Annotated in this window: 12 protein-coding genes and 1 tRNA gene; 10 read left to right on the top strand and 3 right to left on the bottom strand. The window is 66.7% G+C overall.

Features of this window, described 5'->3' with window-relative positions:
- Window positions 1-33 precede the first annotated feature (33 nt).
- Entirely contained in the window at window positions 34-1,407 is a 1,374-nt protein-coding gene (locus ACOCEP_RS28500) for an alpha/beta hydrolase family protein (protein WP_482332133.1), read from the top strand.
- Here ACOCEP_RS28500 and ACOCEP_RS28495 read toward each other — a convergent pair.
- Together ACOCEP_RS28495 and ACOCEP_RS28490 are read right to left on the bottom strand one after the other, a co-directional pair.
- On the bottom strand, window positions 1,404-2,063 hold the full coding sequence (locus ACOCEP_RS28495; protein WP_482332132.1) for a S1 family peptidase: 660 nt from the start codon (window positions 2,061-2,063) through the stop codon (window positions 1,404-1,406). The genes ACOCEP_RS28500 and ACOCEP_RS28495 overlap by 4 nt on opposite strands.
- A 76-nt stretch (window positions 2,064-2,139) precedes the next feature.
- Window positions 2,140-3,162 carry an LLM class flavin-dependent oxidoreductase gene (locus ACOCEP_RS28490; protein ID WP_482332130.1) on the bottom strand — a complete coding sequence of 341 codons (1,023 nt, stop codon included), beginning with the start codon at window positions 3,160-3,162 and terminating at the stop codon, window positions 2,140-2,142.
- A gap of 220 nt (window positions 3,163-3,382) precedes the next feature.
- Here ACOCEP_RS28490 and ACOCEP_RS28485 point away from each other — a divergent pair.
- The 3 genes from ACOCEP_RS28485 to ACOCEP_RS28475 all read left to right on the top strand — a co-directional run bounded on the left by ACOCEP_RS28485 (window position 3,383) and on the right by ACOCEP_RS28475 (window position 5,159).
- Window positions 3,383-3,466, top strand: a tRNA-Leu gene (locus tag ACOCEP_RS28485).
- Between the two features lie 143 nt (window positions 3,467-3,609).
- Window positions 3,610-4,074 carry a hypothetical protein gene (locus ACOCEP_RS28480; RefSeq protein ID WP_482332129.1) on the top strand — a complete coding sequence of 155 codons (465 nt, stop codon included), beginning with the start codon at window positions 3,610-3,612 and terminating at the stop codon, window positions 4,072-4,074.
- Complete coding sequence (locus ACOCEP_RS28475) at window positions 4,071-5,159, top strand: tyrosine-type recombinase/integrase (RefSeq protein WP_482332128.1); 1,089 nt, start codon at window positions 4,071-4,073, stop codon at window positions 5,157-5,159. Before ACOCEP_RS28480 ends, ACOCEP_RS28475 begins: the two co-directional genes overlap by 4 nt.
- A gap of 119 nt (window positions 5,160-5,278) precedes the next feature.
- On the opposite strand, the gene ACOCEP_RS28470 is transcribed toward ACOCEP_RS28475, so the two are convergent.
- Window positions 5,279-5,737, bottom strand: coding sequence for a hypothetical protein (locus tag ACOCEP_RS28470; protein WP_482332127.1), 459 nt, complete (start codon window positions 5,735-5,737; stop codon window positions 5,279-5,281).
- Window positions 5,738-5,940: 203 nt separating this feature from the next.
- On the opposite strand from ACOCEP_RS28470, the gene ACOCEP_RS28465 reads away from it, so the two are divergent.
- The 6 genes from ACOCEP_RS28465 to ACOCEP_RS28440 all read left to right on the top strand — a co-directional run bounded on the left by ACOCEP_RS28465 (window position 5,941) and on the right by ACOCEP_RS28440 (window position 15,635).
- Window positions 5,941-6,402 carry a hypothetical protein gene (locus ACOCEP_RS28465; protein ID WP_482332125.1) on the top strand — a complete coding sequence of 154 codons (462 nt, stop codon included), beginning with the start codon at window positions 5,941-5,943 and terminating at the stop codon, window positions 6,400-6,402.
- 90 nt (window positions 6,403-6,492) lie between these two features.
- Window positions 6,493-7,458, top strand: coding sequence for a hypothetical protein (locus tag ACOCEP_RS28460; protein ID WP_482332124.1), 966 nt, complete (start codon window positions 6,493-6,495; stop codon window positions 7,456-7,458).
- Entirely contained in the window at window positions 7,374-8,165 is a 792-nt protein-coding gene (locus tag ACOCEP_RS28455) for a hypothetical protein (RefSeq protein ID WP_482332123.1), read from the top strand. The genes ACOCEP_RS28460 and ACOCEP_RS28455 overlap by 85 nt, the downstream gene beginning before the upstream one ends.
- Before the next feature lie 255 nt (window positions 8,166-8,420).
- Window positions 8,421-9,296, top strand: a complete 876-nt coding sequence (locus ACOCEP_RS28450; protein WP_482332122.1) for a hypothetical protein — start codon at window positions 8,421-8,423, stop codon at window positions 9,294-9,296.
- Window positions 9,297-9,482: 186 nt separating this feature from the next.
- Window positions 9,483-10,808 (top strand): hypothetical protein, encoded by a 1,326-nt coding sequence (locus ACOCEP_RS28445; protein WP_482332120.1) that lies wholly within the window; start codon window positions 9,483-9,485, stop codon window positions 10,806-10,808.
- A 309-nt stretch (window positions 10,809-11,117) separates the two neighbouring features.
- Window positions 11,118-15,635, top strand: a complete 4,518-nt coding sequence (locus ACOCEP_RS28440; RefSeq protein ID WP_482332119.1) for an NACHT domain-containing protein — start codon at window positions 11,118-11,120, stop codon at window positions 15,633-15,635.
- Window positions 15,636-15,681 lie beyond the last annotated feature (46 nt).

Raw genomic sequence — 15,681 nt, 5'->3', positions numbered from 1 at the left:
CGCGGCGAAAGATGAGGCGCGGGGGTGGTCGTCGTGGCCCGACGTGGTCTCGTTTTCCTGGCCTTGCTCACGATCTTCCTGGGGCTGGTGGTGCCCCGCGCCTCGGCCGGCGGCCCGGTCACCAGGTACGAGGGCGAACTCGACGGCGCGCGTTATCTGGTGCTGGCGCCGGAGAACTGGAACGGCACGCTCATGCTGTGGAGTCACGGGATGTACTCCCTGGCGTATCCGGAACCCGATCGGATCGCGCTGACGTCACAGCCCACCACGGAGTCCGCACTGCTGGAGCAGGGGTACGCGCTGGCCGCGTCCCAGTACCGGACCGTGCGCGGCTGGTCGATCGAGGAGGCGCTGACCGACCAGATCCGGTTGCACGACTGGTTCTCCCGCACGGTCGGCACACCGCGGCGGACCATCGCGACGGGCGAATCGGTGGGAGCGATCACCGCGACCCTGCTCGCCGAGCGGAACCCGCGCCGGTTCACCGGTTTGATGACCTTCTGCGGCAACCTCGCCGGCGGGGCCGCGCACTGGAACTCCGGTCTCGATCTCGGGTACGCGCTGAACACGCTGCTCGACGCGCGGCTGGATCTGGTGCGGATCGCCGATCCCGTGGGCAACGAGAGCCGGTTCACCGGCGCGGTGCGGGCCGCCACCGCGAACCCGCAAGGCCAGGCCCGGCTCGCGCTGGCGAACGCGCTGGCCGAGATCCCGGGCTGGTTCGACGCCACCCGGCCCCGGCCACAGACCGTCGCGGACCAGGTTTTCTGGCAGGGCGTCTGGGATCGCTTCTACCGCGTCAGCGCTTTCGGCGTGGACAGGGTCGCGCTGGAACACCGCGCGGGCGGCAACCCGAGCTGGAACGTGGGCGTCGACTACCGGCGGATCCTCGCGAAGGCCGGCGAGCGGCCGCTCGTGGAACGGGCGTACGCGGAGGCGGGACTCGACCTCGACGCCGACCTCGACAAGCTGGCGAAGGCGCCGCGAATCGCGCCCGATCCGGCCGCGGTCGGCTATCTGGCGCACTTCGGGCTGCCGCTGGGGCGCACGCCCGTCCCGGTGCTGACCATGCACACCGTCGCGGACGGCACCGCCCCCGCGGCGCACGAACGCGCCTACGCCGACCGAGCCGGGCCGAGCGGCGATCTCCGTCAGCTGTTCGTGAACCGCGCAGGGCACTGTGTGTTCACCGCGTCCGAGGAGATCACCGCCCTGCGCACGCTGGAGCGGCGACTGGACGCCGGGCACTGGCCGTCGGACGCGCCCGCCGCGCTGAACTCCGAAGCCGGCGAGCTCGCGCCGGAACACCAGACGATCTACGACGCCGTGGGGGAAACACGCGTGACGACCAGTCCGGCGTTCACCCGGCACTCCCCTCCCCCGTATCCGAGGGTCCTGCCGTTCTAGGTGCCGGTGAGGATCGTCAGGCCGTAGGCCGACAGGACGCGGTTGACCGGGTAGAAGTAGGTGGTGCCGCCGCTGGAGCAGTTCCCGCTGCCGCCGACCAGCACTCCCTGCGCCTGTGTCCCGCTGACGAACGGCCCGCCGTGGTCACCCGGCTCGGCGCAGACGGACGTGCGGGTCAAGCCGGTCAGCGTTCCTTCGGGAAAGGTGATCGACACGTTCTTCGCCTGGATGATCCCGCAGCGCCATCCGGTGGTCGCGCCGTACCGGCACACCGACGCGCCGACCGGGGCCTCGACCGACCCGGTGATCGTGACGCGGCCGTCGACGGGCGGGATCGAGCCCACCAGCCGCCAGTCGGTCGTATTGGTCACGCGGATGACGATCGCGCCGGCCGGCGGAACCTGCGCGCCCACGACCACCCCGACCACTCGGCCCGCGCTGCGGATCGTGTCGCCGGGTTTGCCGCAGGCGGAACTCGCGATCAGGTAGCCGGTGTTCCCCGAGACGGCGGCGAACCCGGCCGTACACCGCGTCGCCGCACTGCTCTGCAGCACACTTCCGCCGCCGAGCGGGGCGGGAGCGCTCGCCTGCGCGGTCGCCGGGAACGCCAGGCCGAACGCCAAGACCAGGCAGGACAGGGATCGGGGCAGTCTCACGGGACCCTCCGATGGCCGGGGATGCCCCGATCGTAACGAGCGGGACGCCCCGGCCCATCCGCCGAACCGCGCATTCTCAGTGCCAGCCGAGCTCCGGCGCCACATGCGTGAGGATGCTCTCCAGGACGTGCGCGTTGTACTCGACGCCGAGCTGGTTCGGGATGGTCAGCAGCAAGGTGTCCGCGGCCTCGATCGCCTCGTCCTCCTTGAGTGCCCGCACCAGCTCGTCCGGCTCGGCGGCGTACGACCGGCCGAAGATCGCCCTGGTCGTCTCGTCGATCATGCCGACCTGGTCGCGCGAGTTCCGGTCGCGGCCGAAGTAGGCGCGGTCCAGGTCGTTGGTCAACGCGAAGATGCTGCGGCTGACCGACACCCGCGGCTCCCGCGAGTGACCGGCCTCCTTCCATGCTTCGCGGTAGGCCTCGATCTGCTTACGCTGCTGGACGTGCAGCGGCTCGCCCGTCTCGTCGTCCTTGAGTGTGGAACTCTGCAGGTTCATCCCCTGCTCCGCCGCCCACACCGCGGTCGCGTTCGAGCTGGATCCCCACCAGATCCGCTCGCGCAACCCCTCCGAGTACGGCTCGAGCCGCAGCAACCCCGGCGGATTGGCGAACATCGGCCGCGGATTCGGCTGCGCGAACCCCTCGCCGTCGAGCAGTTTGAGGAAGACCTCGGTGCGCTGACGGGCCATGTCCGCCGCGGTCTGCCCCTCCGCCGGCCCGTACCCGAAGTACCGCCAGCCGTCGATGACCTGCTCCGGGGATCCCCGGCTGACGCCGAGCTGGAGCCTGCCGCGGGAGATGAGGTCGGCGGCGCCCGCCTCCTCGGCCATGTACATCGGGTTCTCGTAGCGCATGTCGATCACGCCGGTGCCGATCTCGATCTTCGACGTCCGCGCCCCGATCGCCGACAGCAACGGGAACGGACTCCCCGCCTGCCGCGCGAAGTGGTGCACACGGAAGTACGCGCCGTCCACGCCGAGCTCCTCGGCCGCGACCGCCAGGTCGATCGACTGATGCAGGAAGTCGGCCGCGGACCGTGTCTCGGAGTGCGCGCTCGGTGACCAGTGGCCGAAGGACAGGAAACCAATCTTCTTCACGCCCGTGTAAGCGCCCCGCCCCCGGCTTTGATTCCCCACCCTCCGTAGTCGCCGATCACACTACGCACTTTTGACGTCCGACCTGGAGGAACTTGCCACTCTAGCTCCCCGGGAGCTGTCGGAGGGTAACCGAACATCGTCTCAATGTAGGTCTGCGTGACTATACGTACCCCCCTGATTGAGGCCTCCCAGGCGACGTATACTCTTCTCACATCAGCAAGTCCGAGTGGCGGAATGGCAGACGCGCTAGCTTGAGGTGCTAGTGTCCTTAACGGACGTGGGGGTTCAAGTCCCCCCTCGGACACACTTGCACGGGAAATCTCCCGCACCACAGAGTAACAACCCGGTCGCACCAGATAACTGGAGCGATCCGGGTTCTTCTGGTTCGGCTACGCTGGACCTGTCCACCGGCTCCTCCCCTGAACGTCCGTCCAGGGGAGGCATGTCATGAGCGGCCCCGTCCCGGGCTTGTCCTTGCGCGACGCCCGCCGTTCGCCCCGCCCGGCGCCAGCCACGCCCGCGCCGTCCCTGGCACCGGCCTTGGTACCGCTGCCGATCCCACCGTCGTCCTCCGCGCCGTATGTCGCTATGGCACGGGTGGACGCGTCAGGCCGGGTGCAGACCCGCGATCCGGTCGACCTGCTGGGGTGGTCGCGCGGCGACGCACTCCTGGTCACCGTCCTGGAGACGTCGGCGGTGTTCCAGCGTCGTCCCGACGGTGCGGTGGCCATGACGGCGAAGCCATACGTCGTGATCCCGGCGCCGGTCCGCGCACGATGCTTCCTGCATGCCGGTGCACGGGTCCTGGTCGCCGCGGACCCGGCTCAGGACGTGCTGGTCGTGCACTCCCCCGCCGCGGTGGAGCGGATGCTTCAGCTGTTCCACGTCCAACTGAGCGGGGGTGCTCAATGATGCCAGCCGACCCCGCCACCGCGAGTTCGGCCGAGATCGAGGCCGCGCGGCTGCTGCTGACCAAAATGGGCGTCTCCCCCACCGACCTGCTCGCCACCACGCCGGCCGCACCGGCGCGACCGATGCCGACCGTCGGACAGTGGATCGACACCGTCAGCGAGATGGTGTCCCCGGGCACCGCCCGCTCCTACGGGTCCTACTGGAAGAAAGCCCGGGCGGCATGGGAGGACCGCCCCCTTGACCAGGTCAGCGCCAGCGACATCCGGGCAGAAGCCGAACGCGCCAAAGCCACTGCCGTGATCCGTCGCAACTCCCGCGGCGGACGCAACGCGGCCGAGAACTTCGTCGCCGCCATCCGGTGCCTCTACAAGCACGCCCAGGACGACGACCTGATCGACGAGCGGGCCAACCCCGCCCGCCGGGTCACCAAACCACGTCGTCTCCCCTCGACCCGGCGGGCACTGCCCGACGAGCGGCTCGACGAGGTCAACACCGCAGTCGCCACCTCAGGCAACGACCCCGAACTCGATTCGCTCATCATGCGCCTGCATGAGGAAACCGCCTGTCGGCGAGGCGGCGCGATCGCTCTGCGGCCACGTGACCTCGACGAAGAACAGTGCCTGGTCTATCTCCGGGAGAAGGGAGAGACAGCGCGCTGGCAACCGGTCTCGCCCACCCTGATGCGCGGACTACTCCGGCACGCGGAGACCCGCGGACACGGAGATCGCGGCGCGCAACTGCTGCGCTACGCCAGCGGCCAGCCGATCACCGACCGCCGCTACGACAACATCTGGACACGTGTAGGGCGCCGGCTGCCCTGGGCCTACGCGCAACAGATCAGCGCGCACTGGCTGCGCCACACCACCCTTACCTGGGTCGAGCGCAACTTCGGCTTCGCCGTCGCCCGTGCCTACGCCGGGCACAGCGAATCCCGCGACAACATCACCGCCGGCTACGTCAAAGCCGACATCCACGACGTCGCCACCGCCCTCACGGCACTCACCGGCGAGCCACATCCGCTCGCAGACCGGGCCGACAGCCGAAACCCGACGCCAGCGCCCGCACCAGTAGCCCAGCCCGACTGACCGCTGAACAGGGGGCGGACACAGACGTAACGCCGCGTCTGTGTCCGCCAGGCACGGCCATGCCTGCACCTCAACGGTCACCGCCAACACACCAGGCGCGCCTTACGCGGGGCAGACTCTCAAGTCCGACTACCCGGTCTCAGATTCTGCACCTGACCCGGCGCGGCGTGGAACAACTCGACCATCCGATTCAGCGCCCCGAGCGGATAGACCACCAACGCGGCGTGTGCGGGCAACGCGCACAGCAGTAGTTGCTGGGACGCGAAGATCCCATGGGAACGGCGCAGAGACGCGGGAAGCACGATAGTGGCCTTCCGCGGCAGCGCATGTAACCCGTCGGCCGCGGGATACGCCACGAGCACGCCGGACTCGCTGCGGTACACGATCCGACGACCCGCTTCCCAAGACAACACCTCCCGCGCGGACCTCGCCGGAACCGTTCCCGACGCATCGACACGCGCCATGCTGTAGGAAACCGACGAATCCCCAGACTCGCGCACCAAGGCAGCGAGCGGCAGCGGCCGACGATCGGCCGCGTTCTTGGTCTCGTTCGCAGGAATCGCGAGAGCGTTGATCACTTGCTCAGCCAATTGCCCAGTCATCTAGTACCCCACAACGAGGACCAGACTGCGTGAACCACGAATGCGCCCACACGACAACAATTTCGGGCACCCTCGCCGTTGCTATCGACACGCATGACACCTCCACCATCAGAGCGGGCAACAACTGCCCGGGGAGGCATCGGATGCGCCGTCGTCCAACGCCGCACCCAACATCCAGAATGTTGAACCGACCCCACTTTGTCAAACAAGCACGCCACGAGAACGCCAGCCCCAAACCTCGAATCCGCCGATCTGGCCGTGATCACCCGCACACCGCGCAGGCAAACCTCGTTGTCGCGGCTCTGGAAGACGCTCACGTCGACAAGAGCGAGCTCTCCGTCAGCACCACGAACAAAGTCCAGGGACGCGAATTCGCGCTCACCGTCGCCTGGCACCCGTTCGCCGGCCTGGATCGATGCGACCGAGTATTGCCTTCACCCGACCGCCTGTGCATCGTGCTCTCGCGGCACCTACACGCCTGCATTGTCGTTGGCCGCGCCGGAACGGCTGACATCCTGCTCGAACATCCCGTCAGCGACGACCTGGTCATCGGCGGACCCGAACCGCAAGTCGACGGAGTCACCCCCCACCACCACATCCTCGAGCACCTCAGCCTGCACCGAATGCCCTTGCCTGCCTGACACCAGACACAGCCGTGCACCCACGGACCATTTCGGCGTGTCAGACAGCCGCATCGGCCGCGACGACCGCGCAGATGGTGTGATCGGGATATGGCATCGTCCTCGAACACATCACTGGACACCGAGTTCGCGCCGGTCGGCGACCACCAGGATTGGTGGCCCCGCGGGGCGATGAGGTCGATCACCCCTTATCCCACCCAGTGGGTGAAGATCGCCGAGCTGACACCCGGTCCGGCCTCAGACGTGCGTCGCTGTGCTCTGATCCCGATCGCGGATGTGCCCGACGAGCTAGCACGCACGCACTCCCGTGTCTTCCACGTCGGGCAGGTGGAGATCTTCGACCGCCGCGGCTTCCACGACGGGCTGCTCGATCTATTCGGCGGGCGCGCGGAGTTCTTCTGTCACCTGCGCTGGGTCGCCTCCGTCGCCGAACCGTCCGTTGAATGGGCGTGGCCGTTCCTCTGGTACTGGCGCGCCGTCCGACGAGGCGACAGCTGGCTCTACCTCGACGCCGCCGGACGCGACGTCGAGCTGGCCCGTGTGCGCGTCCAAGGCCCAGACGACTACTACGTCGAGGTCAACGCGATGGCCTTGCGCAACTACCTTCACACCCGCGACATGGCCATGTTGCTCGCAATCCAGATCGATCACGACCACCCCGACGCACCAACGGTCACCGCCGAAGAACACCCCATGCGGTGCGACTGGGCCTCCATGGAGTTCCAGACCTACAGCTATGAGGGCGATCGTGGCCATGGCCAGCTCGTCGCGGCCAGCTCGCTGCACGGCCAGTACGTGATCCTTCCCGCGCAGAACGCGCCCGGACCCGCGTGGTGCAGTGACGAGGAACCCGCCGACTACCCGGCCTTCACTACGACACCGATGCCGCCACCGGAGGCCCGCTCACGGTCGACCCCACCCCTGCCAACGTCGGAACCGACGGCAACCCCGGCCCGCACTTCTGGACCCGGGTGTACTTCCAACCCCAGGTCCTCGACCGCTACCTCGACGAACCACGCCGCTACACCGTCACCGCAAGCCGCATCACCTGCCTAGACGTATGGGGCCTCTCGATCGGCCGAACCTCCGACAGCCTCGTCGAGGTCGACCTCTACGACCTCTCAAGACTGCCGTCGCCGGAGTGGAACCACTGGAAAAGCCACAACGTCGCGCCCACAGGTGGCGAACCCGACTCCGGAAAGCTCGAACGGGAGCGCCTCAACAAGATCGCCGCAAGCGCCGACACCGTCCGCGATCTGCGCACCGCGGTCACGCGCGCCAACGACGCAGCTCAACGCCATCAGGGCTGGCCACTATGGCGGCCACTCGCCGAACCCGCGGCCACCGAGTGGCAAGCCCTGCACGCACCGGTCGTCAACGACATGAGCGCTCTCCTGAGCCCGCTGCTGACCCTGACGAAGGTACTGGTCGACAGTCTCGACGAGATCCGGATCAAAGGCGCGCTGAAGACACCTCCGCCCGATCCTCAGACCCGGAGCCTGGGGTTGCTCCAGATCTACCTCGCCGAGCGCGGCGGCACGTCGGACGCCGTCAAGCCGCTCCGAGACCTTCAACGTCTGCGATCGAAGGGCGGTTTCGCCCACTACGCAGGCGGAGCCGCCGAACTGGAGATCGCCGCGATAGCACCGGGACGAAACACACCCGCCGAGATCTTCGAGTACCTCTGCCGCAACATCATCCAAGCGCTTGGCTCGATCATCGAAACGCTCACGACATCCACAGGCACGGGGTCGGAGGGCTAGGCCGACCATCAACACGTTTACGTACCGGTGCCTGCCACCACGTAACGACCGAAGACGGTAGGACGACCGGTCATCGTCGCGGCGTAAGGCGAAGCCTGGCGCTCGGTAACCATGTGATGGTGCGCTCGTCGGCGTGATGCCCAGTAGGAGGTCAACATGAGGCTCACAGTGAACGGGGATCACTTCGAGCTCGACCACGCCACCGTGACAAGCAGGCTCCGAGGACATACACCGGAGCCAATCCAGGTTCATTGGGTGGAGATCGAGGGAACCCGCTTTCCCGTCAAGCAAGCCCTCGAAACCGTCCTCGGGATCAGCCGCACCACCTTCACCTCCCACACCGCCCGCCACCAATTCGACAGGCTCGGATTCACCACCAGCACCGTGTCCTCCAACCCGACCATCAAGCAAATCCGACCATCAGCGGCCATCGAACCGGCCGTGCCGGACTACCGGTCGACGGTCGATGAGGCGGGGCGAGCATTCGCAACGCTGGTCGCGTTCCTGCGCACCGGCCCGCTCACCACCGGAATCAGCACCCTCGAACACAACCTGCTCAACGCCGACCGCACCACCGCAGGCGACATCACCGCCGCCGCCGGGCTGACCGAGGAGCTGCTACACGCCGCGCTGACCGTTCGCCGCGATGTCGGCAGAGTCAGCGACGTCATCCACGCCACCGTCATCACCCTCGCCCTGCCCCACATCCTCGAGGCCGACGAAGTCGTGTCCAACCGGCCCTCCCTTGGACCAGGAAACGACCAGTCACGCCCCTTCGACCTCGAGACCAACAAACGAGTTGCCGAGTTCAAAGTCGCCGTCTGGTCCGGCGGCGACATGATGCGCAAACGCGGCATCACCCAGGACCTCGTCCACCTCGCCCTGCACGACGACCAACGCCGTCCGGAACTCTGGGTCGCCGGCACCGACCCGATCCGGTTCCTCCAGACCAGCACCAGCCCAGTAGGCAGCCTTCTCTCACGAGCCTCACGCCGACAACGGGCCCGCTACGAGGCCCGCTACGGGACCACCGACATCCCCCTGCGCGACTTCGTCACCGAACACGCCGCCCGCGTGCAACTCCGCAACATCGCCGAGGCGCTCCCTGCGCTTGCCGAGGCGTTCCTGTGACGTCAAGAGTGAACGGCCTCATGTCCTGTACTGGTGAACGAAATCCGTCATTCCGTTGTCGGTCGCCTCCGGTCCAGCGCAGCCTACGCACGGACATTGGTCTGTAACAACGAGCGGACCTCTGGCGACTGCCACCTGGCTGACAGACGAAGCGAGGTCTGCTTCGCGGATCGAAGGGGGCAGGTTTTGAACAATGCGCGAGCACGTCTCGGCGCAATCTTCGTCACCGTTCTGCTGGCGCTGAGCAGCATCATGGTCACGAATGCCGCTCACGCGGTCCAGCCATTCACCAACGCCGATGTGGCGGACGCAGGGCTGGCGGAGCTGGGGACGTCCCGTCCAACTGGCTGGAACCAGCCGGGCGAGTGCATCAAAAGCGTGCAGCGCTGGGTGGCGGCGGCCGGAGGTTACTTCGCCGGTGGTGGCATTATCAGCGGTTACAGCAATTCCGGCGCGCAGGAAGTGGCGCTCGGTTCTGCGGTCAAGGGTGACGTCATCCAGTACACCAACGGCACCGGCAACGACCAGGATTGGTCGCACGCTCACACCATGGTCGTGATCACCAATCACGGCAATGGACGTTTCGACGTTGTCCAATCGAACTCGCCGGCGGGCTCCGGGCTCGTGACCCGCGCCGACAACATGGTCCCCGCTCCCGTGGCGGGCTGGGTATCGCGTGTCTGGCGATTCGGGACTGTGCACAGTGGACTTGTCCCGAACCGGATTGCTCTGCTCACCCCGGACAGCCGGATCTTCGCCAAGGACGATCTGGCCGGAGGCAACTGGCTCGATCAGAACACCGCGGCACCGGCGATCGACGTCGGCGGCCGCCGCGTCGCGCTCATCAACCCAGCGGGCCGCGTCTACGCCAAAGACCACCTCGGGGCAGGCGGCTGGCTCGACCAAGGCGCCGCCGCTGTCAAGGTGGTCGTCGGGTTCGGTGGTCGCATGTACATCATCACCCCAGATGGCTGGGTGTACGGCAAGGACGACATCAGCAGCGGTGGAGGCTGGCTCAATCAGGGCGCCCAGGCTGTCGATGTCGCCGTCGGCTTGGACCGGGTCGCCATCGTGACACCGTGCGGCGCGATCTACGCCAAGAGCAACCTCGACAACGGTGGGTGGATCCAGCAAAGCGACTGCTACACCGCCACCGACGTCGAGGTGAGCTCAACAGGACGTGTCGCGTTCATTCGTACCGACGGTGCCGTATTCGCCAAGGACACCATCACCGGCCCCGGCGGATGGCTCGATCAGAACGCCGCCGCCGCTCAGCTGAAGCTTGGCGCGAACCGGCTCCTCATCCTGACCCCGGGCGGCCACGTCTATGCCAAAGACCACCTCGGCGCCGGTGGCTGGATCGACCAGGGCGCTGCCGCCGTGCAGGTCGCCATCAGCGACCAAGGTCGACTGGTATTGCGGAACTCGGCCAACCAGGTCTATGCGAAGGACACCACCGCTTCTGGCGGTTGGCTCGACCAAGGAGCAGCAGCCATCAGCATCGCATCCTGACAACTTGCCAAGTACGAGGCCGGGGTACGAGCCGCCGTGTCCCTGAGGTAGAGCGTCTGCAGTGTCGCGCGGCCGACGCCTAGATCGGACAGAGAATCGGTAAGGCGGCCGGTCGGCGACACTGGTGCTGTGCCCGTGGAGGGCTTCGAGGTTGCTCCCCGGCTATCGCGTCGTGGAGCCGTCGTCTTCACTGCAGAGTGAATAGCCATCGGAATCCGGCCTGCGCCGGGCATCGCCGACGACCGACGGGCCCTAACCGCTTGTAGCATGCGGCGTGCCTGTTCACGGGGAACAGGGCAGGGATATGGGGTGGTGCAGCAGGTGGACTTCGGCGTGGTTGTTGAGCGGTGGGTCCGTCGTCGCTCCTCAGATGACGGTGACGATCCGCCTTTCACGCTGGATGTGGATGGATTCCTTCCGCGGCCTGGCGGGCTGGAGGCTGAGTGGCTTCGGCCCAGCGAAGCGAGCTGTCACGGCGCGTGGGTGTTGCTGGGCGAGCCGGGATCGGGCAAGACCACCACCTTCAAACAGCACAGCTTGGACCACGACCAGGACGATCCTCCGCTACCTGGAGAGCCAGGAACAATCTGGGTGACTGGCTCGGAACTCGCCGATGCGAGGTCCACCCAGGAGGTTGTCGGGGTTTACCTTGACGCGCTTCCCTCGAGCAGCGATGGCGACGGCGACGTGGTTCTCATCATTGATCAACTTGACGAGAGCCCATTCCTGCATCAATTTCCGAAGTGGCTGAAACACAAGCTCGCTATGCGGAACACTCAGCGACTGCGGATCTGGATCGCGTGCCGCACCGCCGAGTATCGCCACGAACTCACCCGGATCCTCGAGCACGCGCTGAAGTCCTGTGTGGTGGGCGATCTCGCACCGCTGACCCGGGAGGACGCCGAGGAGTTGGTGGCCAGCGTCGGAGCAGGCGCCTCGTCGTTTCTCAACACCGTGGTGGCCAACGCTGCAGGTGTCCTGGCTAGCGTCCCGCTCACGCTGAAGGTCTTGTTGTCGGCCTCCGCCGCGGACCCTGCTGTACTCCAGACCGGCCCGAAACGACTGTTCGAGCAAGGACTCGCCGTCCTGGCTGACGAACACGACGACGACCGGAACCCCGCACAGGTCACCACGACTCGGGAACAGCGGCTGGCGATCGCCACGCGCATTGCCGCGCATCTGCTGCTCAGTGGCCGGCGCACCATCTACACCGGGTTCGTCGGTGATCAGTCCGATCAGGCGGTGCCGGTCGGTGCGGTCATCGGCGACGAGGAATCGGCTGGCGCGGGCACGTTCGAGGTCGCCAAACCGCGAGTCAGCGAAACACTCGCCACCGCTCTGTTCTCCCGCACCACGCGGAACACCGCGATGTTCGCGCACTCCTCCTTCGCTGCGTTCCTCACCGCTCGGTACCTCGCCGCGAGGCTCACCGCTCCCGCGCCCATGCCGACCCCGCAGCTCTCCGGGCTGTTCCTGGTGAGCGCGCCCGACGAAGACACCGCCGCGATCCCTGAGCATCTGCGCGAAACCGCAGCGTGGCTGATGGCCCACGCCCCAGCCCAGACACGATGGCTGGCCATCGCAGACCCCGAAGGTCTGGTCAGCCACAGCGCCACCATCACCGACCCCGAAGTCCGGGCCCTGCTGGTTGAAGGGCTCCTCCTCCGCGCAGACCGGATCGAACTGACCGACAGGTCGTGGCAGCGAGCGCGATGGCACCTCTCCCACCCTGGTCTGGCCGACCAGCTCAACGCCGCACTGACCACAGAACCGGGCAACCCCGGTGACGGCTGGACCGGGCTTGCGCGCGTTCGGCTGGCGGTGCGCCTGGCCCAGGATTCCGGACTGGCCGAACTCGCTGAGCCGCTCCTCGCCATCGCGGAAACGGATACCTGGCCTGTGGCGCTGCGGCAAAGTGCCGCGAAGGCCGCTATGAGCGCCTCTTCAGCCGCCGCCGCGCCCCGTCTTGTCGCCCTGCTGGCCACGCTCACTCCCGATCAGGTCGATGTGACCGGTTCCGAACAGCCTGCATGGGACAACGTAAGCGAACTCGTGGGGACACTTCTGCAGATCCTGTGGCCTCAGCATTTGCCGTTCGCTGCCGCACTGCCCCACATCCGGCCCGTCACCACCCGCGACTTCATCGGCATGCACCTGATCCAAGTCCGAACCTTCCCGCTCGACGTCGCAGAGCAGGACCTGCCGGCACTGCTCAGCCACACCGAGCACACGCTCCACGCGCACGGAATCGGACTACACCAGCCCGATCACCCAGCCGATAATCAGAGCGACGAGGCCGATCTCACGACAGCGTCCCTTGACCTCTTCGCCTTAAGCAGCGACCGCGTGCGCAGCCTGCGGGACTTCGTCGCTCCGATCGTCGACCGGGTGCTGGCGTCCGAACAGCCACACCAGTACCTGCCCAGAATCGCCCGGATCCTGCTGCGGTTTCTGCGGTCCCCCGACCGCATCCCGCTCCCCACCGCTGTCGACCTGCACGTTCCCGACGGAGGCGAACCCCCGCACACCACCGCGCTCCGCCGGGAACTGGCCGAAGAACTCATCCGCGCCGCCCCCGCCAGCAGCGGACCGAGCCACGACGACTGGATCAGCACTGCCGTCCTATCCCGCTGGGGACAGCATCTGCCGAAGGTAGGAGAAGTCCTGCCCTCAGGCACCGAGCGAGCGAACCGAACACAGCTACTCGACGCCGATGACGCGCAATGGGCGGCAGGCCGAGCCCAGCACTACGGAGTCGACGCCCCAGAGTTGGCCGAAACTTTCGAACGCCTCGCGCTCGCACTCACCCCCAGCGGGAACGACACCGCACTCACCAATACGTCGGCGGAGGAACAAGAGCCAGCCTGGCAGCAAGCCGACACCTTCGCCGCCGCTCAACGCAAGCGGCTCAATCGTGCCGTCGCGGGCAACTCTGATTCCTACTGGCAACTAGTCAAAGACCTCACGGTCAACCCGGTCACCGGGCAGTACGAGTTCGTCACATCCTGGGACGTCAGCATCTACCCTGGGGCAGCACTCTGGCCCGCGGATGAGCTCCGCGACCAGCTGCGACTGGCGTCCCAGCGGTACCTGGCCACCGAGCACGATCACCATCAAGAATGGCTCGGAACCAACGCCAGTGACTGGCGCGCCTACGCTGGATACGCCGCCCTAGCCACCCTTCATGCAGCCGACAACGACACCGAATTGGGCCTCACCACCGTCCCCGACGATCGCTGGGCCGGATGGGTAGGGGCGATCCTGGCGTTTTCCGACCACTTCGGCGCCGTTCCCGATCTCGCGCACGATCTCGCCAACCTCGCAGCCCAGCACGCACCTACACAGCTGGTGACAGCCGTCGGGCAGTTCGTCCGAACCCACCTGACCTACGCCACCCACTCCGTAGTCCTGCCAGGCTTTCCTTCACAGCTCACACCAATCCTCACCTCGTTGGCGGAGAAACTGCGGGCAACACTCTGCGGCACATCTCCAGACACCGCACCCGATGCGCCTCTCCCGAAGCCCTCGATAGCCACCGGCGGCCCACTCGTCGTCTCCACTCACGCGCGTGTTTATGAAGCTGCCCTGCTCACCTGGTCCAACCTGCTACGGCAGCCTTTGCGCTTTGGTGACCCCGAAGCCATCGACCTCGCCAAACAGACCATAGCCAGCCACCTCGCCGAACTGGCAAACGACATCGACCTCAAACTGGCCACCGCCGCGGGGGCCACGCTCCTCGCAGCCGACGCCGCGCAACACTGGCCCACGATTCGTCAGGCAGTCACCACCTCAGAGCAGTTCGCGCGGAATCTGGCGATTGCCTGCGCCTCCAGCGAGGACACCGTACCGATCCTCGAAGTCCTGGACGAAGCCGAGCTCGCCGACCTCTATCGCTGGCTCACCATCGCGTTCCCACCCGAGACCGACACCTACCAGACCGGCTTCAACTGGGTCAGCCCTGAACGCCGGGTACACGACTGGCGCCGCGAAATCCTGTCCAACCTTTCCGCCCACGGCTCTCCCGAAGCCGTTCACCAACTCCGGGCACTCGCCGACGCGTACCCCGCAGAACTCAACGTGCAGGCCGCCCTGCTCGACGCCCGCCAGGCTGCGCAAGCCGCAGCCGTCGGCCACCTCACCAGCGACGAGGTCACCGCACTACTCAACAACCACTCCCGCCGCGTAGTCCGCACCGCAGCACAGCTGGCCGAGGTCGTCACCGAGACCCTGGACAGCATCGCGGACGATCTCCCAACACACGGGAACCTCCTCTGGGACTGCGAACGCATCAGGAACGCACCCAAAGGAACCCCCAGCGAACGATGGCGCCCCAAACCAGAAGGAGCACTCGGCGCCTACCTCGCGCACGAACTCAAACTCCGGCTCGAAAACAACCGGATCGTCGTCAACCGCGAAGTCATGGTCCGCCCCACCGACACCGGCGACTCCGGCGAACGCCCCGACATCGTCATTGACGCACACACACCCGACGACCGCACCGCAGAAGCACCGATCATCAGCATTCCCCTGGAAATCAAAGGTTCCTGGCACGATGCCGTCCTCACCGCCCAGGACACCCAACTCGCCCAGCGCTATCTCACCCACATGAACACCACAGCAGGCATCTACGTTGTCGGCTGGTATCCCCTCGACCAATGGAACGTTCTCGTCGCACACGACCGACGCAAAACCAACGCTGGAAAACTTGGCTCCTCAACCGAACTGCGATCCTCGTTGCAGCACCAAGCCTCCGAGATCCAACACGCCACTGCCCGTAAAACCTACCCCTACGTCCTCACAGTTCCGCGCGCAACACCGGCTCAGTAATGACGCCACGCACAGCCGAAGAACAGCTGGCCACTCGCGCAGGTCG

It is taken from the genome of Amycolatopsis sp. CA-211722 (assembly GCF_056828465.1).
The sequence above is the reverse complement of the archived record's forward strand: the minus strand, read 5'-3'. Positions and strand labels throughout refer to the sequence as shown.